We start from the raw sequence: 22132 nt of genomic DNA, 5'->3' as shown, positions 1-22132 counted from the left end.
TCATTTGCCTCGTTCCCATCCAGGGCGTATCATCGGCCACATATCAATACTAGGGTATAGCAATGACACGGACAATCGGCACACGGCGACGTCTCGCGTGCTTGCTCGTGGTGATTGTGAGCGCAGCGTCGCTAGCAGAGCTGGCCCAGGCTCAGGTGCGAGTACCAGACGGCTTCGACGAGCGCCTGGCAGTCGACGTCGGCCTCCCGCCCACGGCTCTCGCCTTCACACCCGATGGCCGAATGCTCATTGCAACCCAGTCGGGCCGGCTTCTGGTCAAGGTGGGAGACGAGCTACTGCCAACGCCGGCGGTCGATCTCTCGTCGCGCATCTGCAGCAACGTCGAGCGTGGCTTGCTCGGCGTCGCGGTCGACCCGGCGTTTGCCGAGAACCACTACATCTACCTCTACTACACGTTCAACAAGCATGGTACGTGCGAGACCAACTCGCGCCTCGTGCCGGTCAACCGCGTGTCGCGCGTCGTGCTCGGCGACGATAACCTGGTCGACGCCGAGACGGAGCTGATCCTCCTCGACAACATTCCGTCGACTGGCGGCAACCACAATGCGGGCGATCTGCGCTTCGGCCCCGACGGGTATCTCTACGTCGCCGTTGGCGATGGCGGCTGCGATTATCTCTTCGATAGTGGCTGCGCTGGAGCCAACAACGCTGCGCGCGATCCGCACGTCTTGCTCGGCAAGATCCTTCGCATCACGCGCGATGGAGGTATTCCGCCCACCAACCCGTTCCAAGGTCCGGGCACGGCGCCGTGCCGCTTGACGGGGAGAGCCGAGGCCGGCCTAGCCTGCCGCGAGACGTTTGCATCGGGCCTGCGAAATCCCTTTCGTTTCGCGTTCGATACGGATGCAGCGACACCGCGCTTGCTCATCAACGATGTCGGGCAGAACCAGTGGGAGGAGATCAACCTGGGTGTCCCCGGCGCCGACTACGGCTGGAACGAGCGGGAAGGTCCCTGTGTCGCGGGGTCGCGCGACGACTGTGGTCAGCCGCCCCAGGGCCTGACGAACCCGCTCCACGCGTATTCGCACTCGACCGGCTGCGGGTCGATCACCGGGGGCGCCTTCGTGCCGGCGGAGAGCGCCTGGCCTGCCGAATACGTTGGCACCTACCTTTTTGCGGACTTCAACTGCGGCAAGATCTTCGCGCTCGGGCCGGGAGCCGGCGGAGATTACCAGTCCACGACGTTCGCAGACGGCTTTGGCACGAGCAGCATCGTCACGATGACGTTTGGGCCTGTCGGCGGCCGGCTGGGACTCTACTATGCCACCTACCGTGGCGGCGGCGAGGTGCGGGTCATCACCTTCGAAGACAGCGGCAACCGAGCACCAACGGCAGCTGCGACCGCGACGCCACGTTCTGGTGGGACGCCGCTCACCGTGCTGCTGGATGCAACCGGAAGCAGCGATCCAGACGGCGATCGACTCTCGTTCGCGTGGGACTTCGGCGACGGCACGCCGACGCAGTATGGCCCTCGGCTCATTCATACCTACACGAGCGCGAGAACCTATACGGCTGAAGTCACGGTGCGTGACGCAAGCCACGAGAGCCGGGCCAGCGTGCGCATCGATGTGGGCAACAGGCCACCGGCACCGACCATCCTTTCTCCTGCGCCTGGCTTTCGTTTCAGTGTAGGCCAGACCGTCGTTTTGAACGGCCGGGCGTGGGATCGTGAAGATGGGACGTTCGTACCCAATCTCAGGTGGCGCGTGATCTTGCATCATGGATCGCACACGCACCCCTTCTTGCCGCCGACGATCGGGAACGGCATTGAAATCGTCGCGCCGCCGCCCGAAGACTTTCCCGGGGCCACCAATAGCTATCTCGAAATCGAGCTCACGGCGGTGGACTCGCAGGGGCTCGCCGCTACCGTCACCCAAAAGCTCTTCCCCCGGTGGGTTGGCGTCACGGTCACGAGCGTCCCAGCTGGCTTAGAGTTGTACGTCAACGAGACCCCGGTCCAAGCACCGTTCACGTTCATTGGGTGGCCCGGCTGGCAGATGCGTGTGATCGCTCCATCGCAGCCCGCGCCAGGGAACGCCGACGTCTGGCTGGTGCTCGATGAGTGGTCCGATGGGGGTGAAGCGGACCACCTCTTCGTTGTCCCGGACGCGCCGACCCGCCTCACAGCGCGATATCGTGCCACCGGGAACCTCGCGGTTGGACATCCCGCGGTGGCCTCCTCGGCAAGCTCCGCACCGCCAGCCATGGCGGTGGATGGAAGCGATCGAACGGCCTGGATCGGCGAAGCCGCAAGCCCACAGTGGCTGTTCGTCGATCTCGGCACGCCGCTATCCGTCGAGCGCATCCGTCTCAAGTGGGGTACGCAGCACGCCGCGGCCTACTCGTTCTGGACCTCCCAGGATGGCGTCGACTGGGCGCTCTTGCGGCGCGTCGGCTCCGACGACGGCGGGATCGACGATGCCGTTGGCTTCTCGGCGCGGGCGAGGTTCGTGGGGCTGTTCGTTGAGGAGAGCGCTCCTGGTCGAGGGGTTGCGCTCCGCGAGCTCGAGGTCTTCGGTCAGCTCCCACCATAGCCCGCACGCAAAGACGCTCTGCTACACCGAGCTCGTCGACACAAGCACGCCTAGTGTCCTGTTGGTCATGCTCACGATTGCCGCCACGGTCGCGCTTCTGCTCGGCGTTGTGGGGATCTACGCGGTGATTGCCTACATCGCAACGCAGCGGACTCGCGAGGTCGGCATCCGCATGGCGCTCGGCGCGCAGACTCGCGATGTGCGCCGGCTGTTTCTGCGTCATGGGCTCATGCTGACGCTGATCGGCGTTGTGCTCGGCGTTGGCGGAGCGATGCTGCTTACTCGCCTGATGTCCGCCCTGTTGTTTGGCGTTAGCCCGTTGGACCCGACGACCTACGCTGCGGTATCAGTAATCCTCGTGGCTGTCGCGCTTCTGGCGATGTATCTCCCCGCCCGCCGCGCCTCCCGCATCGACCCCATCGTCGCCCTGCGGTCGGACGGGTGATACTGCGCGAAAAGAGGAATCGGATAGCTTTCCCGCGAGCACGGCGCGCTCGGCGAGCGCGCCCTACCGTGGACGACGGTAGGGCCACCTCGCCGAGGCGGCCGCTGGACTTTCGTCAGCATCTGCGTGGCGATCGGCGCGTGACCCGTTGATCGTGCGGCGCAGCCAATGACGAGCCCAGGCAAGCTGCGACGTCGCCACGTGCCGAAGTAATGCCAGTCGAGTGGTTCTCGCGGGTGGTCGCAGCTGTCTCGTCTGGTACATGCGGAGGGCCTCGGCGCGGCGCAGCTTTCCAGACGATGTGCGAGGAAGCGTGCCGGGAGGCAGCAGCTCGATGACGTCGGGGGTCAGCGCCAAGCCGCTCAGCACGGTGTTGCGGATGGAGCCGACCAACTCGTCGTCTGGCTTTGGGCTCCGCCGATCACGCTCGGCGAGGATGACCAGCCGCTCGCGGCCCTCAGCCGATGAGTCCGCGACGGCCACGGCGCAACCACGCCGAAGCCCCGGTAGATCGGTGAGGAGCGTTTCGATTTCTTGCGGCGCATAATTCCGGCCGCGGATGATGATGAGATCCTTCGCACGACCGGAGATGTACAGATTGTCGCGATGGAAGAATCCGAGGTCGCCCGTGTCGAGCCAGCCATCACGAAGCAGGCGCCCGGTCGACTCCGGGTCGTTGTAGTACCCGTTTGTGATCGAGGGGCCGCGGACCCAAATGCGTCCGATCGAACCGTCATCGAGCCGAGCTTCCTGATCACGAACCTCGACATCGAGACCAGGCATCGAGCGTCCGACCGAGGGCAGCCGCCGGCCGGATCCCGGCTTGGCGACGCCCGATCTCGTCAGCGCCTCGCGGTCGAACTCGGTGATCACGGCTGGCTCGGCAGGATCGGAAAAGGTCACGGCGAGCCCAGCTTCGGCAAGGCCATACACCGGCGTGAGCGCCTCGGGTCGTAGTCCCCACCGGCTGAATCGGTCGATGAAGCGCTGCATCACGTTCGGATCAATGGCCTCGGCGCCGTTGAAGGCAATACGCCAGCTCGAAAGGTCCACACCGTCCATCTCCTCGTCACTGATCCGACTCAGGCAAAGACCATAGGCGAAGTCGGGAGCTGGCGATGCGGCGGCGGCATATCTGGATATCGTCTGCAGCCACAACGCCGGCTTGGCGAGGAACTGCTCGGGGCGCAGATACGTCAGCGTGGCCGGATGGTAGAGCCCCATGAACAGGCAACCGATCAGCCCCATGTCGTGGTACAGCGGCAGCCAGCAGACGCCTCCATTTTCCCGCTCCCCGTTACCGAGGAAGGAGACGAAACCATCGATCATCTCCAGGCTGTGCATCAGGTTTCGATGCGACAGCGTGACTGCCTTTGGATGCGTCGTCGTGCCCGAGGAGAACTGCAGCAACGCAGGCGCATCCGCCTGAGGCCGAATCGGATGCCACGCGGCATCCTGCAGCAGGTCGCCGGCATCGAAGATATGCGACAGCCCGTGGAGGCTCTCGACCGCTGGGCCGATCAACTTGCCGATCTGCGGGTCGATGACAAGGAATCTCGCGCCGATTTGCTGCAGCGCGCGTGCGGTTCGCGCAAAGTACTCGGTTAGCTTGCCGAGTCGAACCGGTGGATACAACGCCGTCGGCACTCCGCCGGCGAGCATCGTCCCCAAGAACGCATCGAAGAAGTGAATCGACGTGGGGAGCACAATCGCCACGCGGTCGCCCGGCTGAAGCCCCTGCCGCTGCAGCGTGCCGGCGACACGCATGGCGCGGTCGACGACGTCTCCATAGGGGTACAGTTGCGCGTTGCCGGTTCGGTCGGCGAAGCGGGCACCGTACTTCGTGCAGTCCTGCAGCGCCAACAAGGTCTCCGGGATGGTCTGGTAGCGAGGATTCATCACGGCTGTGGAAAGCGCAGACGTGCTAGCTCCGAACGCTGCGACGAGGAGACGCGATGTGTGATGAGCGCAACCAGGTCGCCCACGGTCTCGATCCGCTCGAGCGGGTCCTGACCGCCAACGTCCAGCACGATCCCGTACCGTGTCTCGAGCTCACTGAGCAGCACCACCTGCGTCAGCGAGTCCAGCTGCAGTCCTTCGATGAGCGAGGTGCTCGAGTCGATCCGGTCGATCTCCTCCGGACGAAGCTTGAGCTCGTCGCGAGCGATCTGCTTCAGGTGCGCGACGACCGATGTGCCAATGGCAACCGCCGAGACGTCTTCCATAGCCTTCTCACGTCGTGTCGGTAGGGCCGCCTCGCCGAGGCGGCCGTGACGGCGCTCGGCGACCGCGCCCTACTATCTCCTCAAGTTTCGCGTTCTCAAGGCTTCACGCCTCGAACGGCAAGCGCCGTTACCTGGCCGGCCCAGGACCAGGCGATGGAGATCGCCGTCAGATGATCTTTCACACGCCGGGCGTCTGGGCGCACGAAATCGAGTCCAAGATCAGGCTCCGGGATCTGCAGGCGCGCAATCGGCGGCAGCCAACCCTCATGGAGCGCGAGGACCGACAGTCCCAGCTCGACAGAAGACCCAGCCGCGCCGAGGTAGCCTGTCTGACTCTTGAAGGCGGTAATCGGCACGGTAGGTCCGAAGAGCTCCGCCAGCAGCTCCGCCTCCGCCTGATCTCCTGCGAGAGTCCCGATGCCGTGCGCGATGACCACGTCCGCGTCAGCGCCATCGAGCGCAGCGGCCGCCGCGGCGCGTGATGCCTGCAGCGCGCGCCGTGGCTCTGGGATGTCGTCTGCAACCATGCCGCAGCCGCAGCCCACCAGCTCCGCGAGGATCGGAGCGCCGCGTGCCTCCGCGACATCGCGACGCTCCAGCACGAGGAAACCGGCGCCCTCGCCGAGCACGACGCCGTCCCGCTCCCTGTCGAAAGGACGATACGCGCGGTCTGGAGCAGTGGCAGACAGCAGGCCGGCTCGCGCGTACGCGAGATAGGTGGAGGAGGTGAGCAGCGATTCGTACCCACCGGCAATGGCGACGTCGCAGCGTCCCTCGACCAGGTCGTGAAACGCCGACATGATGGCGAGAGCCGACGCCGTATCCCCTTGCACGAAGTTGCCGCTCGGCCCCTGCGCGCCGAGCTCGGACGACAGGAAGCCAATGCCGGCGTTGGCGAGCGTCTTCAACGAGAAATAACGGTCGACGAGACGGGACGGACGGCCGCCGAGGTATCTGAAGTCGAGATCGTCTCGACCGTCCCAGGCGGCCGTGAGTGCCGGAAAGAAGATCGTGCAATCCACGCCGGTCTGACCGGATCCGGTGTAGAGGCCGATACGATAGGGGTCGAACCGATCGAGCTCGATGCTGGCGTTCGCCACTGCTTCTTTCGCCGCCCTCAGCGCGTACTTGACGCTCTGGCCCATCAACTTGGCGTTCTTCGGTGACCCGAGCCAATCGCTGATATCGAAGTCGGCCACCTCGGCGGCGGCACGGCAGGGATGGCCGGCAACGTCGAACCGGCGCAGTGGTCCAATCGCCGACTCACCATCTCGGCTCCGTTGACTGGCCTCCTTGGCCGAAAGGCCTAGCGGCACGGTCAATCCAACGCCCGTGATCACGACGGCGGATTCGCGCATCACGTTATCCCTGACCCAATCCGCTCCCTTGGTGTTGCCTACGTACTGCGTCTTGATTCCTGATCCCTTCCTCTTCGGCGCGATTGCGATACAGGGCCCGATCCACGGTACGCCGCATTTCTTCGACTTCCAGTGTGCCGCCCAGGAACGCGCTGATGCGGTGAGCCTCTTCTGCGGGATTGGCGAGCGCGGTCCGATACTCGACATCGAGCGTCGTGAAACAGGGCCGCTCGACCAGCATCCGCCTGACCTGCTGGAGATGGCGATCGTAGAGCTGCACGAGCGCTTCCTCACTCGCTGCGCCGCCGTCCGTGCCTCGCTGCGCGATCATCTTGTCCTGCGACGCGACGACCTCACGCAGATCTCGGTGCATGAAGATCACACGATATTCATACGTGTGCGGTAGATAAGAAAGGAGCGAGGAGACGACCTTGACGGCTTTGCCTCGGGCTGCGACGAGCCACGAGGAATCAGGCGCCACGGCGAGACGCTGAACGGGCTCGAACTCGAAGTAGCCCTTGGGATTGCTCTCGTCCGGCGTCCGGACACCGTCACTGAGGATCGCCACGCCGCCCGCCTGGAGCATACCCATGGTCATGGATGTGCCGGAGCGGGGCAGGCCAGAGACGACAATCACGGGCAGCTCAGCGGTCATGCGTCTTCTCCTCGCAGCGTGTCGGGCAGGTGGGGGTTTGGCCTTGCACGGCCATGGGGCGGATGTTAGAATCGCAGCCCTCCAAGACACTATACACGCGTATAGTGTATGGCTGCGCGAGCCCATGCTCATTGCGAAGACGCAGAATAGTAGGGCGTCGATCGCGCAGGCGACACAATTGAAGTCCGGGAGCCCCACACGGGCAATGTATATAGGCTGACCACTGGCCCGACCCCGGCGGCACACAAGATGCAGGACCTCTCCGCCAGCTTGGCGCGTGCGTGTCAGTGGCGCGTGAGCGGGTGGGGTCTCTTGCACTACGGCGCCGACCCCGTTGGTGCCGGCTGGTTGGAGGATGAATGCACCGCGTCGCAATCACGGGGCTCGGCTGGGTCACCGCGCTCGGGCGCAACGTGCGCACGGTGTGGTCGCGCCTGCTTGCCGGTGACAGCGGGATTCGGGTCATCTCGTACTTCGATGCGTCGGAATACGCCTGCAAGGTTGCTGCCGAGATCGGCGGCCTCGCAGAGACCGGTCCGGCGCTCGAGTCCGTGCCGCGAGGGCACTGGCGACGCACCGTAAAGCTCTTCACCATGAGTGCCGAGGAAGCCTACGCGGACGCCGGCTTGGCGCACGCTCGCCTCGACCCGCAGCAGATTGGCATTGTGGCCGGGACGAGCGTCAACTACGTAAACATCAACCTCCTCCGCTACTACTACCGGTTTCGTCGGCATGACGCGCCAGCGCTCGACCTCGCGCGCTTCGCGCGAGACGGCTGTCAACCCGAAAGCGCCTTCAGTCGACGTCTTGGCGACTTCACAGCGGCGGTCCCGGCCAAGCTGCTCGGCTGCCGCGGCCCGAACGTCGCCATCGATACCGCCTGCGCGGCGAGCGGCCACGCGATTGGCGAGGCCTTTCGATACATCCGCCGGGGCAGCGCCCTCGCGATGATCGCCGGCGGCGCCTCGGCCGTGATCAACCCGATCGGGATCCTGGCTTTCTCGGTGCTTCGCGCCCTCAGTCGGAATCCGGATCCCACAGAGGCCTCACGGCCGTTCGATCGTGGCCGCGACGGCTTCGTCATGGGTGAAGCGGGCGGCGCCGTCGTCCTCGAGAACTTGGACCACGCCCGCGCGCGCGGCGCCCGCATCTATGCCGAGCTCGCCGGTTTCGGCAGCACGACCAACGCCCATACGCTGACCGACCCGTCGCCCGACGGCATCTGTGAGGCACACGCGATGCGGCTCGCCCTCGACGACGCCAAGCTGTCCAGTGACGCGATTGACTACATCGCCGCGCACGGCACGTCGACCCGCAAGAACGACGCGGTCGAGAGCCAAGCCATCAAGCGGCTGTTTGGCGCCCACGCCCCACGCCTGCTCGTCTCGTCGAACAAGGGACAGCTGGGACACACAATTGCTGCGGCCGGCGTGAGCAATCTCATTGCAGCCGCGAAGGCCATGACCGAGTGCGCGGCGCCTCCGACCGCCAATCACCATGAGCCAGATCCAGAGTGCGATCTCGACTATGTGCCGAACCGAAGCCGGCCGGCAGAGATTCGGGCGGCATTGGCGAATGCCTTCGCGTTCGGCGGGCAGAACGCGGTGTTGGCGCTGCGGCAGGTGGAAGCGTAGGGGAGCTACGAAGAACCGAGAAGAGTCCTTCGTGGTGAGTGTTCTTCGTGGTTGGCCGATCGGAAAGGCGGTTGGAAATGTCGAACAATTCGATCTCACACACAGAGGTCTACGAGCGATTTGCTTCCATCGTGGCCACGAGCCTCCGGATCGATCCCGAGCAGGTCACGCCCGACGCCGGTCTGCACGATCTTGGAGCCGAGTCGTTGGACCTCATCGAGATCACGATGGAGAGCGAGAACGAGTTCGACATCTTGATGCCCGAACGAAACATCTTCGACACGGCACAGGAGGTGTTCGGCCACGACGTCTTGGAGACCAACGGGATGCTGACCGACGAGGGACGCTGTCTGCTTCGTCGCCGGCTGCCCGAGATCGATGCGAGCGTCCTGGCAGAGACGACGTCGGTGGCTGATGCGCGGAAGCTGTTTCTGCGCGTGGACACCTGGCTCCGGTTGATTCAGGGGCTCGTGGAGCACTCGCCCCGGCTGTGCTCCGCCTGCGGCACGGCCCGACGGAAGTCGACGCCTGGGCTTCTCCGTTGTCCGCAGTGTCGCTCCGAGGCGGCGATCCCCTCCGGCGACGAGATCAACCAGCGCTGGGTGCGCGAGTACTACGAGCAGGAATATCTCCCGTCGCGGCCTTCCGCGACCGTGTCGTCGCAAATCGCCTCGTCGGTCGACGAGGTCGAACAGCGCGCCTGATCGGCGCGATCGAATCGGAGCAAATCTCGGTCATGATCGCTGGGCTCACACACAAGGGGAGGGAGTCCTTCACGATCGCCGCCAGCACCATTGCGGGTTGGCCCGATCCTGGAATCGCTATCGCCGCGAGCCGCAGCGGTGGCGTTGGCATTCTGAATCTCGTCCACGTTCGCGACCGCGCCGCGGCCCGTCGTGCGATGCATCGTCTGGCGCAATACGGAAAAGGTGTGCTGGCCGTCAAGCTCGCACCAGACGAGCCGGAGCTCTCGACCGACATCCTGCATGATCTGCCCGCCGCGGTGGATCTCGTGATTGCCTGTGCCGCGGATGCGCAGACGCTCGAGACGTTCGTGGCGGCTGTCCGTGCGATCGGCCGTCGCGTGTGGCTGGAGTGTACCTCGGTCGAGGATGCGGACCTGGGACGAGCCTGTGGCGTTGATGGCCTCATCGCCAAGGGGCACGAAGCTGGCGGGTTCGTCGGCGAGGAGACGACCTTCATCTTGTTGCAGCGGCTGCTGGCGCGCTCCGATCTCCCCGTGTGGGCGGCGGGCGGCATTGGGCTGCAGACGGCGCCGGCATGTCTCGTGGCGGGCGCGGCGGGCGTCGTTTTGGAGAGCCAGCTCCTGTTGACGCCGGAGTCTGGCTTGCCGGAATCGGTTCGCCGGATCGTCGAAAGCATCGACGGCAGCGAGACGATCTGTCTGGGCTCTGAGCTCGGAGACGCGGTCCGCGTCTATCGATCGCTTGGGGCGCCCATCATCGACGAGTTGCAGCCGCACGCGGCGCCGGGCCTTGGTCGGTCGCGCTTCGGCGAGCCGGCCAACTGGCGCGCCACCATCCGGGCCCACGTGGGCTGGGGAGATCCGGCGAACAACCTCTGGCTGCTGGGCCAAGAGGCCGCGTTTGCAGCGTCTCTCGTCAGACGGCACAAGAACGTCGCCGGGATCGTTGGTGCGCTCCACGCGTCTTGCGGGGCACACATCGCCGCGGCCAAGGAGGCGCGAGCGCTCGCCCCAGGCGCTCCGCTCGCGCAGGCGCACGGAACTCGCTATCCAATTGTGCAAGGCCCGATGACGCGGGTCAGTGACACGCCGGCTTTCGCAGAAGCGGTTGCCGACGGTGGCGGCCTTCCCTTCTTGGCGCTTGCGCTCATGCGAGGACCCCAGGTTCGGACCCTGCTCGAAGAGACGCAGGCACGGCTGGGGACGCGACCGTGGGGCATCGGCATCCTGGGCTTCGTTCCTCCGGACCTGCGGCAGGAACAGCTGGATGTCGTGCAAGATTTCCATCCGCCGGCCGCGTTGATTGCTGGAGGTCGACCGGACCAGGCAGCAGCGTTGGAGGCACGCGGCGTCGCGACATATCTACACGTGCCTGCGCCGGCGCTCCTCAGCCTCTTTCTGGACGAGGGCGCCCGCCGCTTCGTCTTCGAAGGCCGCGAGTGCGGCGGGCACGTGGGTCCACGCAGCAGCTTCGTTCTGTGGAGCTCGATGGTCGAGCTGCTCCTCGACGCCATCCGTGGCGGCGTGGACGCCGAGGAGCTGCACGTGCTGTTTGCCGGAGGTATCCACGACGCCCGATCGGCGGCGATGGTGCAGGCCATTGCCGCACCGTTGGCGGCCGCGGGCGTGCGCACCGGTATCCTCATGGGAACGGCCTACCTCTTCACCGAAGAAGCCGTTCGGTCCGGCGCAATTCTCAGTGACTTCCAAGAGCAAGCCATTGCTTGCACGCGCACGGTGTTGTTGGAGACGGGGCCCGGGCACTCCACGCGTTGCGCCGAGACTCCTTTCTGTGACCTGTTCCACAGCGCCAAGCGAGACCTCGTTGCCCAAGGGCGTCCTGCTGGCGAGATCCGCGACGAGCTCGAGAGCCTCAATGTCGGACGGCTTCGCGTCGCGTCGAAGGGCATCACACGTGCGACCGATGACGGCGCCCACAGCGAGCCCCGTTACACCGCTGTCAGTGCGGAGCAGCAGCGACGCGACGGCATGTACATGCTCGGCCAACTCGCCGTGCTTCGCAATCGCGTCTGCAGCATTGCAGAGCTCCACGAGGACGTGTCGCGGGGCAGTGAGCGATTGCTCGATCGCCAGTCGGTCGACACCAGGGTGCAGGAGCGACCATTCCGCCACGCGCCTTGTGACGTGGCCATCGTCGGCATCGGATGCCTCTTGCCTCGTGCCTCCGACGCCTCCACCTTCTGGCACAACATCCTCTCCAAGGTAGACGCCATTACCGAGGTGCCGAAGGAGCGCTTCGACGTCGATCGCTATTTCCACCCCGACCGTCATCGGCCGGACAAGATCTACTCGCGCTGGGGCGGCTTTCTGGACGATGTGACGTTCGATCCGGTGCAGTATGGGATCCCGCCGAACGCGCTGTCGTCTATCGATCCGGTTCAGTTGCTGACGCTCGAGGTCGTCCATCAGGCGTTGCAGGATGCGGGCTATCTCGATCGCGAGTTCGCCCGCGAGCGGGCGTCGGTCATCCTCGGTGCTGGCGGCGGGCTTGGCGATCTCGGCCTTCAGTACGGCTTCAGAGCGACCCTGCCGATGATGGACGTGGACGGCTCTTCGTCCGACGTCCTCGAACGGCTGCCGCAGTGGACCGAGGACTCCTTCCCCGGCATCCTACTGAACGTCATTGCCGGCCGCGTCGCCAACCGCTTCGACCTCGGCGGTGCGAACTTCACGGTCGATGCGGCATGTGCTTCGTCACTTGCGGCTGTCTACCTCGCCGCGCGTGAGTTGTCCTCTGGATCCAGCGATCTGGTGATCGCCGGAGGGGTGGATACCGTCCAGAGCCCATTTGGGTATCTCTGTTTCAGCAAGACGCAAGCGCTGTCACCGCGCGGTCGCTGCCGCGCCTTCGACGCCACGGCCGACGGCATCGCAATCAGCGAGGGGCTCGCGGTTGTCGTGCTCAAGCGACTGGCCGACGCCGAGCGGGACGGCGATCGCATCTACGCCGTGATCAAAGGTGTTGCGGCCTCGAGCGACGGGCGGGACAAGAGCTTGACGAGCCCTCGGCCGCAAGGGCAGATGCGCGTGCTCGAGCGCGCCTACGCCGAGGCCGGGTTCTCGCCGAGCAGCGTTGGCCTCATCGAGGCTCATGGCACGGGAACCGTCGTGGGCGATGCTGCGGAGGTCGCGTCGCTGACAGAGGTCTTTCGAAAGGCCGGCGCATCGACCGGCACCTGTGCGCTCGGCTCGGTCAAGTCGATGATCGGGCACACGAAGAGCACGGCCGGCGTCGCTGGTCTCATCAAAGTGGCGTTGGCCCTCTACCACAAAGTGCTCCCACCAACGCTCCACGTCGAGCGGCCGAATCCAAAGCTCCAAGAGCCGGAGAGCCCGTTCTTCCTCAACACCGACGCCACACCATGGATCTCCCGCCCAGACGGGGTGCCCCGCCGCGCCGGAGTCAGCGCGTTTGGATTCGGCGGCACGAACTCCCACGCCGTGCTGGAGGAATACGGCGGCGACTTTCGAGATCGCGCCGCGCACGTCGCCGATCCGATCTGGCCCGCGGAGGTGTTCTTCTGGCGCGCCGACTCTGCCACCGCGCTCGAGACAACACTCGCCACGCTCGAGCAATCGCTCGAGCGTGGCGCTCGCCAATCCCTCGAGCGTGGCGCTCGCCAATCCCTCGAGCGTGGCGCTCGCCAATCCCTCAGTGGTCTTGCTGCAGCCGTATGCTGCGGCTCTTCAGGCCATAGCGGCCTTGCCCACCGACCTGTCCGCCGAAGCGCGGAGCGCGAAGGCGGAAGCGGCGAAGCCGCGAAGGCGGCAGTGCGACTGGCCATTGTCGCCGGCAGCTTGGAGGATCTGCGCGCCAAGTTGGCGCAGGCGCGAGGGCTCCTCACGGGATCCCAAAGTGTCGAGCGTCCGGTCCCCCTGGCGAACCGCCGCGGCGTTTATCTATCAGTTGGTCCGGACGCGTCCGCCAAGATCGCGTTCCTCTTCTCTGGCCAAGGCTCCCAGCGCCCCAACATGCTGCGAGACCTCGCCGTGCGGTTCGGGGATCTGCGCGAGAGCGTCGAGCGGGCCGACCGGCTGCTGTCCGGTCGATTGCCGCATCCGTTGAGCGCGTATATCTACCCCGCGCCCGCATTCGACGATGAGGCTCGCCAACGGCAGCGCGCGGCGATCACGGATACGCACGTGGCGCAGCCGGCGCTGGCCGCCATAGAGGTCGGGGCCGCGGAGCTGTTGGCACGGCTCGGCATCCGCCCAGACATGACCGCCGGTCACAGCTACGGCGAGTATGTCGCATTGTGGGCTGCCGGTGTGCTCGACGAATCGGCGCTGTTCGAGATCTCCGAGATTCGCGGGCGCGTGATCAAGGAATCGCTCGGCGGCGACGCCGGGACGATGGCCGCCGTCTACGCGGCGGCGGATGAAGTCGTCCAGGCACTCGCGGCCCAAGGCGACGCGCCTGCCGAAGTCTGGCTGGCCAATCTCAACTCACCGCGCCAGACCGTGATTGCGGGCGGTACGGCTGCTCTTGAAGAAGCCACCCGTCGGCTTGCAGGTGCCGGGCTCAAGAGCCAACCAATCCCGGTGGCCTGTGCGTTTCACTCGCCGCTCATGCAGGCGAGCCAGGTGCGATTGGCGGCCGCCTTGTCCGCCACGGCATGGCAGCGGCCGCGGATACCGGTCTATTCGAATTCTCTGGGAGCGCCCTATCCCGATGATCCGGGAGAGGTCGCGCAGCTGCTCGCTGAGCATCTGATACGGCCCGTCCGCTTCGTCGATGAAATTACGGCGATGTACGACGCCGGTGCGCGGCTCTTCTTGGAGGTCGGGCCGGGGACGACGCTCTCGGCTCTCGCCAGGCAAATCCTCGACCAACGCGACGGCCTGGTGCTCTCGATCGATGGCTCGGGCCCCGATGGCTTGGTGCAGCTCCTGCACACCATCGGCCAGCTGGCGGCACACGGCGTTCCCGTGGACTTCGAAGCGTTGTTCAGCGACCGCGTCACCGAGCGGGTCGACCTCGGTCGCCTGACCGGTCGGGCCGATGGCACACGTCGCGGGTCGGCGCTGTGGTTGGTCAATGGTGGACGTGCCCGCCCGGCCGAAGTCAAGGCCGTCGCGACGGATCGTGGGAAGGAGATCCCTGCTATGGCCAAGCCTCACCCCCCGGCCACCCCTGAACCTCGAACCTCGAACCTCGAACCTCAAACCTCGCCCGTCGCCCCTCGCCCGTCGCCTCTTGCCCCTCCTCCCTCGCCCCTGGTCCCTGGCCCCTCCGTTCAGCGCGGCGGCGAAGAAGAAGTGCTGGCCCAGTTTCAGCAGGTCATGCGGCAATTCCTCGACACGCAAGCCACGGTCATGACGGCGTTTCTGCAAGGGCGATCCGCGGAGGGCATGCAAGACGCGGATTGGCCCGTCGCTGCACCCGCGGTAGCTTCACCTCCTGTACGACAGCCCTTCAGAGCCGCCAACGACGCGGTCCCATCTTCCGAGGCCGTCTCCTCGGCCTCGCCGCAACCCGCTATCACGGAGAGCATGTCTGCTCCGGTTGCAGCGGAACCACGCGCCGCTGCAGAGGTCGCGGAGGAGGACCACGCGGAAAGCGTCGTCGCGCGGCTTCTCCGGATCGTGAGCGATCGGACCGGCTATCCGATCGAGATGCTCGATCTCGATCTGGACATGGAGGCGGACCTCGGCATCGATTCGATCAAACGGGTGGAGATTCTCAGCGCCTTCCAGCGACAGTCGACGCCGGCGGAGCAGACCAACGTCCAGGGACTCATGGATCGGCTGACGCGATTGAAGACCCTTCGTGAGCTGACTCGCGAGCTGACCGGGGCGGGGGATGGCGAACCGGAGCCGCCAGGACCGGGCCGCGAGACGCCACGCCGGCGCGGCGAAACGGCAGATGGACCAGCATCGCAGGAGCCGGAACGCGCCGCGGATGAGAGCGCGGTGTTCGCGTCCAGCGACCTGCCGCGTTTGACGTTGGTCTCGTGTGACACGCCGCTGGTCGGCGCGGCTTCCGCACTCTCGCCCGGACGCGTGTCCGTGATTACCGATGACGAATGCGGCGTTGCCCATCAGATTGCGGCCGAGCTGCGCGCTCGCGGCGAGCGTCCAGTCGTGCTGCGCCAAGGCGCGAAGGAGGCGGCGGCTCGGCCCGGGGTCTACGAGACGGACGTCACCGATCCCGAGTGTGTGGCTCGCGTGCTGGATCAGATCCGCCGAGACCATGGACCAATCGGTGGAGTTCTGCATCTGCTTCCACTCGCGCCGTGGGCGCCGCTGGAAGAGCTGAGCCTCGAGGCATGGCGCGCTCGCGTGCGACACGACATCACCAGCCTGTATGCGGTCGTGCGCGCGGCGCGGCCGGACCTCGAGCGGCCCGACGGCACCGGAGGAACGTTTCTCGCCGCGGTCACGAGCATGGGCGGCGCACTGGGCACGAAGCCGTCGCCCTCCATCATCCCGACGCACGCTGGTGTCGTAGCCACGATCCGCACCTTGGCGTTGGAGCTGCCTGTTCGGTGCAAGGCGATCGATCTGGATTCGAGAGAGCCGGTCTCGGTGCTCAGCCGGCGGGTGTTCGACGAGATTGCCAGTGATGACCGCACGCTGGCGGTGGGCTACGAGTCAGGGCGACGCGTCACCGTTGCGCCGGTGCCCGCGCCGCTCGACGTGTCTGGAATCTCGGCGGTGCCCTGCATCGATTCGAACGGGGTCGTGCTGCTCACGGGCGGCGCCAGAGGAATCACGGCAGAGGTCGCCTACGCGCTGGCGCGCCGTTACCGCCCGACGCTCGTGTTGGTGGGTCGCGCGCCGGAGCCATTCGGCAACGAGCCCATTGAAACGGCAAGCATCGAGGATCCTCAGCGGTTGAAGACGGCGCTGGCGGCGTCGCTGCGGGCGGGCGATCCCCATGTGCGCCCTGTCGACGTCCAGCGCGCTTGGCGCGATCTGCTCAGCCGCCGCGAGATTGCGCGGAACCTCGCGCGCTTGCGCGACGCCGGCAGTCACGTGGTCTATCGGCAGGTCGACGTGCGCGACGAAGCGGGCTTCGGAGGTGTGATCGACGAGATCTACCGCCAGTACGGGCGGCTCGACGTCGTCGTGCACGGGGCGGGCGTCATCGAGGACCGTTTGATTGGCGACAAGACACCCGACTCATTCGACCGCGTCGTGCATACCAAGGCCGACAGTGTCTTTCTCCTGTCGCGTCTGCTCCGGCCGGAGAGCCTGAGAGCCTTGGCGCTGATGTCGTCGGTGACCGCGACGTTCGGCAATCGTGGACAGTTCGACTATGCCGCGGCAAACGGCATCCTCAACGGGTTCGCCGCGCGGCTGTCGACACGGTGGCCGGGGCGCGTGGTGGCATTGAATTGGGGGCCGTGGGCTGGCGCCGGCATGGCGTCGCCGGATGTTCACGCTCAGTTTCGCGCGCGCGGTGTCGAGCCAATCGCCATCGAAGAGGGGGCCAACGCCACGATCCAGGAGTTGACCAATCCCAACCGCGCGGATGCGATTGTCGCGTTTGGCGATGGGCCGTGGCTGCGCACCACACAGCAGGGGGCAGGGCTGTCGCAGGCCGAGTTGGAGAAGACTGCATGACGCCTCCGGATGTCGCCATCGTCGGCATGGCGTGCGTCTTTCCGGGCGCGCGGAACGTGCAGGAGTACTGGGAGAACATCCTGGCCAAGGTGAGCGCCATTGGCGATCCGCCCGCCGACTGGGAAGCGGAGCTCTTCCTAGACCCGGATGTCGACGCCAACGATCGGATCTACTGCAGCCGGGGCGGCTATCTCGGCAACCTGGCCGAGTTCGATCCGCTCGAGCACGGCGTGATGCCGAACGCCGTCGACGGCGGCGAGCCGGATCATTTCCTGGCGCTCCGTGCGGCCCATGAAGCCTTGAAGGACGCCGGTTATCTGGCGACGGACATCGCGGGCGCCAAGTCCGAAGTGATCATCGGCCGTGGCTCCTACGTCAATCGAGGGAACACCACGGCGATCCAGCACGGCATCATCGTTGATCAGGTCCTGCGCATCCTGAAGCAGCTGCACCCGGAGCACACAGGCGAGGAGCTCGTGGCGGTGAAGCAGGCGCTGAAGTCCAGCCTTCCACCGTTTCATGCGGAGACGGCGCCAGCGCTCGTCCCGAACATCATCAGCGGGCGAATAGCGAACCGGCTCGACCTGATGGGACCGAACTACATCGTCGACGCGGCGTGTGCCTCGTCATTGGTCGCCGTGGATCTGGGGATGCGCGACCTGCGGAGCGGGCGCTGCGATCTGGCAGTGGTCGGCGGCGTGCATGCGTCGACGCCGCCGGTCATCACGATGATCTTCTGCCAGCTCAAGGCGATTTCACGGACGGGCCAGATTCGCCCGTTCGACCGCTCGGCCGACGGCACGCTGCTGGGTGAAGGTGTCGGCATGCTCGTGCTCAAGCGTCTCGAGGATGCCGAGCGGGCCGGCAATCGCATCTACGCCGTGCTGAAGGAGATCGGCACGGCGAGCGATGGACGGGCCCTGGGACCGCTCGCTCCGCGCGTCGAAGGTGAGGAGCTTGCGCTGCGACGGGCGTACGAGGGCGCGGGTATCGACCCTCAGACCATCGGTCTGCTCGAAGCCCACGGCACGGGTACCGTTGTGGGTGACGCCGTCGAGATCGAAGCGCTGCGGCGAGTGTTCGGCACGCCAAACGGGTCGACGCGGGCACTCGGCTCGGTGAAGTCGATGATTGGCCATCTCATGCCGGCGTCTGGAATCGCCGCGCTGATCAAGGTGGCGCTCGCCCTGCATCACAAGGTGCTGCCGCCCACGCTCAACTGCGACGATCCGAATCCGGCGCTCGACCTGGCCACGAGCGGCTTCTACATCAACGGCGAGGCTCGACCGTGGCTGCACGGCCGGCGCGACACGCCGCGCCGCGCCGGCGTGAACGCATTCGGCTTTGGCGGTATCAACGCGCATGCCGTGCTCGAGGAGCATCCCGCCGGCGCCGAGACCTTCAGCTTTGCGCATCGCTGGGAAACGGAGCTGGTGATCCTCTCCGCCTCGTCACGAGCGGGCCTTGCCGAGTCCGCTGCGGAGCTCCGAGCGTTGGTCGACGCGCAGGGCGATGTCGCATTGAAGGATCTCGCTTTTACCCTCAACGTCGGTTCCGATCTCGGGCCCGTTCGGCTCGCGATCGTCGCCGGCACAACGCAGGACCTGGCACAAAAACTCGAGCGCGCGGAGGCCGCGCTACGTGACCCACGTTGTACGCGACTGCGAGACAACAACGGGGTCTACTTCTTCGACCAGCCGCTCGCCCAACAAGGCAGTGTGGCCTTTGTCTTTCCGGGTGAGGGCTCGCAGTACCCAAACATGCTGGCGGACCTCTGCCTGCATTTTCCGGTGGTTCGTGCGACGTTCGACTTCATGGATCGGGCGTTCATCGACCATCCGCGCGGCTATTTGCCGAGCGAGGTGATCTTTCCACACGAGAAAAAGGCACCCGACCGCCTGTGGGAAATGGACACCGGAGCCGAGGCCGTCTTCGCGGCCAACCAGGCGATGGCGGCGCTGCTCGGAGCGCTGCAGATCCGTCCCAGGTTCATGACGGGCCATAGCACCGGCGAGCACTCCGCCTTGCTCGCGTCGGGCATCATTCGCGTTGCCTCGGAGGAGGAGCTCATCGAGCACGTTCGTGGCGTGAACGCGTCATTCGAGCGTCTGAAGCTATCCGATGACATTCCTGGTGGCGTGCTGGTAGCCGTCGGCGGCGTGGACCGAAGCGTTCTGGAATCCTTGACCGAGCGGAGCGGTGGCTCCTTGCATATCGCGCTTGACAATTGCCCTCATCAGGTCGTTCTCTGTGGCACGGACGCGAGCGTGGAGGCAGCCATGCGGGAGCTACAGGCGCTTCGCGCTATTTGTCAGCGTCTTCCCTTCCAGCGGGCTTACCACACCCCGTGGTTCGAAAGCTTTTGCGAGCCGCTGCGTGCGTATTTCGATCGCGTGCGGATAGGGCCGTCCGATGTCGAAGTGTACTCCTGTGTAACGGCGCAGCCCCTGCCATCGGATCCCGATGGCGTGCGATCGCTGGTGGCGTCACAGTGGGCTCGCGCCGTTCGCTTCCGAGACACCGTCGAGGCCATGTACGCCCGTGGTGCCCGCATCTTCGTCGAAGTCGGGCCGAAGTCCAATCTCACGGGCTTCATCGAGGATACATTGCGCGGTCGCACGTACATGGCCATTCCGTCCAACACGGCGCATCGCTCTGGCATTACCCAGCTCAATCATTTACTCGGTCAGCTGGTGGCGCAGGGTGTGCCGATGGACCTCGCGGCCCTGTACGCACGACGCGATCCGAAGCGGGTGGATCTCGCGTCGGGTGCCAAACCAGTCCGTCCAGCGAAACCGTCTCGTCGCTTGCGCCTCAAGACCGGGTTGCAGCCGCTTCGCCTTCCCGCGGACTTCGTGCTTCCGGGTCTCGCAACCCGTACGAAGGAGACCGCTGCGCCGGCACACGATGTCCCACCAGCCCGCCCGCCGTCAGCGTTACGTGGTAGCGAGGGGCCTATAACCCCCTCGCCCTCTCTCTCGTCACCGATGCTCGAGCATCTCGAGACCATGGACCGCTTCCTCCGCCTGCAGGCGAATGTCCTCGGCAAGTATCTGAGACGACGCCCTGCGCACCGCGGTTCGGGAAATTCGGTGGCACGTCCGATGGCCGTCCTTGACGCCCCTCCGTTCATCGGAGACGTCGAGGAGCTCGTTCCCGGCCGGCGCGTCGTTGCCACGCGGCGGATCGATCCCACGGAAGACCGGTGGATTCGAGATCACGTTCTGGGTCGACAGGTGTCTGCCGACGACCCGGAGCTGGACGCGCTGCCCGTGGTGCCCTTGACCGTCAGCATGGAGATCCTCGCGGAGGTGGCCTCGCTCCTTCAAGACCGCCGGCTCTTCGTCGGGATGAGAGACGTCCGAGCATATCGGTGGATTGCGCTCGACGATGGTCTTGTCACGCTGCGCGTGACGGCCGAGGCGACATCGGGACATCGCGGCGAGGTGCACGCCAAGATCGAAGGGATCGGGGATCAGGAATCGGGAAACAGGAAACGGCTTGCCATGAGCGAGCCTGACGGCCCGCCGGAGGCGGGCCGTCAGGCGAGTCGAATGGTGTTCGTCGAGGGGACGCTGCTGTTTGCTGATGCCTATCCTGCGCCGAGGCTTGCCGATTCCTTCGCGTTGACCGACGAGCGGCCGTCGGAGTGGACATCGGATCGGCTGTATCGCGACGGAATGTTCCATGGTCCCGCGTTCCGTTCTGTGCGGTCCGTGGATCGAGCCGGCAGCGACGGCGCGAGTGCCACGTTGCAGACGCTCACGACCCACGGGCTGTTCGCCTCCCGGCCCGAGCCTCGCTTCCTCATGGATCCGGTGCTTCTGGACGGCGCGGGTCAAGTGCTGGCGTTCTGGGCGAAGGAGCGCCTCGAGACTGGGGTGGACGTGTTCCCGTATCGAGTGAGCTCGTTGCGGCTGTATGGTCCTGTTCCTTCGTCTGGCTCGCAGATGACCTGCCGGCTCCGTGCCGGCGCCCTTGGCGATGACCAGACTCGCTGCGACTTTGCTCTGGTCGACGCCGCGGGCGCCGTTTACTGCGAAGTCGAAGGTTGGGAGGATCGGCGATTTCGCCTGCCACGGCCCCTCGTCTCGCTGCAAGTCGACCCGCAGCGCACCTATCTGAGTCGCTCGTGGCAGACGTCCATCGACGGCGTTGCTCCTCCAGACGAAGTGGCATGCAGTCGCCTCGACGATCTTCCGGAGACGCTCCTCCTGGGTCACGGTGCGATTTGGCTGAACGTGGTGGCGCACCTGGTTTTGAGCCGCCGGGAGCGCGAGCGCTGGCGCGGGCTGCCAGCCGCGCCTGCACGGCGATGCGAATGGCTGCTGGGGCGGGTCGTCGCAAAAGACGCCGTTCGGCGGCTCATCGCCGAGCGCTTTGGGGTCGACCTCTGCCCGGCCGATGTGGAAGTCTTGCCGGCCGAATCCGGCCGTCCATGTGTGAGCGGCTCCTGGCAAGCGGCGCTGGGATGCACGGTCGCTGTTTCCATCTCACACGTGCAAGGAGCCGCCGTGGCCCTCGCGACGTTCGATGCAGACAAGCTCGTCGGCATCGATGTCGAGCGGGTGAGCAGGCGGCACGACGGTTTCGAGACGGCCGCCTTCGATCAAGAAGAGCTCGGCCGCCTGACGAATGTTGCGGGACCGACCGACGAGTGGCTGCTTCGCGGGTGGTGCGCGAAGGAGGCGGCGGGCAAAGCCCTCGGTCTCGGCCTGTCGCACGGGCTGCTGTCACTCAGCGTGCGAGACGTGGACGCCGATGCCGGCGGGGTGACGATTCAGCCGCGCGCGGACCTTGCCGAGCGGGTGCCGCTGCTGTCCGGCGGGCCGCTTCGAGCGTTCACGAGACGAGAGGACGATCTCATTACGGCGATCGTGATTGCCGCGCCGGATGCGCGGCTCGCTGAGGCCGCCTCGACGAAGCTCGCAGAGAGCGGTCGAGGCGCGGGAGACTGAAGAAAC

General features: G+C 65.9%; 9 protein-coding genes. 6 read left to right on the top strand and 3 right to left on the bottom strand.

All coding sequences use genetic code 11. The features are described 5' to 3' along the window. Positions 1–62 precede the first annotated feature (62 nt). Positions 63–2555, top strand: a complete 2493-nt coding sequence (locus tag GEV06_15665) for a PKD domain-containing protein (protein MPZ19332.1) — start codon at positions 63–65, stop codon at positions 2553–2555. Continuing rightward, complete coding sequence (locus GEV06_15660; GenBank protein MPZ19331.1) at positions 2440–3000, top strand: FtsX-like permease family protein; 561 nt, start codon at positions 2440–2442, stop codon at positions 2998–3000. The genes GEV06_15665 and GEV06_15660 overlap by 116 nt, the downstream gene beginning before the upstream one ends. Before the next feature lie 63 nt (positions 3001–3063). Here the strand turns inward: GEV06_15660 and GEV06_15655 are convergent, their stop codons facing one another. From GEV06_15655 to GEV06_15645, 3 genes are all read right to left on the bottom strand, one after another. Next, on the bottom strand, positions 3064–4902 hold the full coding sequence (locus tag GEV06_15655; GenBank protein MPZ19330.1) for an AMP-binding protein: 1839 nt from the start codon (positions 4900–4902) through the stop codon (positions 3064–3066). After that, complete coding sequence (locus tag GEV06_15650; protein ID MPZ19329.1) at positions 4899–5225, bottom strand: hypothetical protein; 327 nt, start codon at positions 5223–5225, stop codon at positions 4899–4901. The genes GEV06_15655 and GEV06_15650 overlap by 4 nt, the downstream gene beginning before the upstream one ends. Before the next feature lie 95 nt (positions 5226–5320). Further along, positions 5321–6790: a hypothetical protein gene (locus GEV06_15645; GenBank protein MPZ19328.1), complete on the bottom strand. Its 1470-nt coding sequence runs from the start codon at positions 6788–6790 to the stop codon at positions 5321–5323. Between the two features lie 807 nt (positions 6791–7597). Between GEV06_15645 and GEV06_15640 the strand changes: the two genes are divergently transcribed. The 4 genes from GEV06_15640 (at position 7598) to GEV06_15625 (ending at position 22126) form a co-directional block, all read left to right on the top strand. Continuing rightward, positions 7598–8872, top strand: coding sequence for a beta-ketoacyl-ACP synthase II (locus GEV06_15640; protein MPZ19327.1), 1275 nt, complete (start codon positions 7598–7600; stop codon positions 8870–8872). Between the two features lie 77 nt (positions 8873–8949). Then, the gene (locus GEV06_15635) at positions 8950–9576 is read left to right on the top strand and encodes a hypothetical protein (GenBank protein MPZ19326.1); all 627 of its coding nucleotides are present in this window, start codon (positions 8950–8952) and stop codon (positions 9574–9576) included. A 32-nt stretch (positions 9577–9608) separates the two neighbouring features. After that, positions 9609–17168: an SDR family oxidoreductase gene (locus tag GEV06_15630; GenBank protein ID MPZ19325.1), complete on the top strand. Its 7560-nt coding sequence runs from the start codon at positions 9609–9611 to the stop codon at positions 17166–17168. Beyond that, positions 17165–22126 carry an acyltransferase domain-containing protein gene (locus tag GEV06_15625; GenBank protein MPZ19324.1) on the top strand — a complete coding sequence of 1654 codons (4962 nt, stop codon included), beginning with the start codon at positions 17165–17167 and terminating at the stop codon, positions 22124–22126. The genes GEV06_15630 and GEV06_15625 overlap by 4 nt, the downstream gene beginning before the upstream one ends. Positions 22127–22132 lie beyond the last annotated feature (6 nt).

Source organism: Luteitalea sp. (assembly GCA_009377605.1).
Lineage (GTDB): Bacteria > Acidobacteriota > Vicinamibacteria > Vicinamibacterales > Vicinamibacteraceae > WHTT01.
This window is presented reverse-complemented; position numbering and strand designations above follow the sequence as displayed.

Bases quoted from the DNA above. Each gene is read 5' to 3' on its own strand.
- GEV06_15630 (MPZ19325.1), top strand. From the start codon at position 9,609: ATGATCGCTGGGCTCACACACAAGGGGAGGGAGTCCTTCACGATCGCC.
- GEV06_15660 (MPZ19331.1), top strand. From the start codon at position 2,440: ATGCCGTTGGCTTCTCGGCGCGGGCGAGGTTCGTGGGGCTGTTCGTTG.
- GEV06_15665 (MPZ19332.1), top strand. From the start codon at position 63: ATGACACGGACAATCGGCACACGGCGACGTCTCGCGTGCTTGCTCGTG.
- GEV06_15635 (MPZ19326.1), top strand. From the start codon at position 8,950: ATGTCGAACAATTCGATCTCACACACAGAGGTCTACGAGCGATTTGCT.
- GEV06_15640 (MPZ19327.1), top strand. From the start codon at position 7,598: ATGCACCGCGTCGCAATCACGGGGCTCGGCTGGGTCACCGCGCTCGGG.
- GEV06_15645 (MPZ19328.1), bottom strand. From the start codon at position 6,790: ATGTCGAGTATCGGACCGCGCTCGCCAATCCCGCAGAAGAGGCTCACC.
- GEV06_15625 (MPZ19324.1), top strand. From the start codon at position 17,165: ATGACGCCTCCGGATGTCGCCATCGTCGGCATGGCGTGCGTCTTTCCG.
- GEV06_15650 (MPZ19329.1), bottom strand. From the start codon at position 5,225: ATGGAAGACGTCTCGGCGGTTGCCATTGGCACATCGGTCGTCGCGCAC.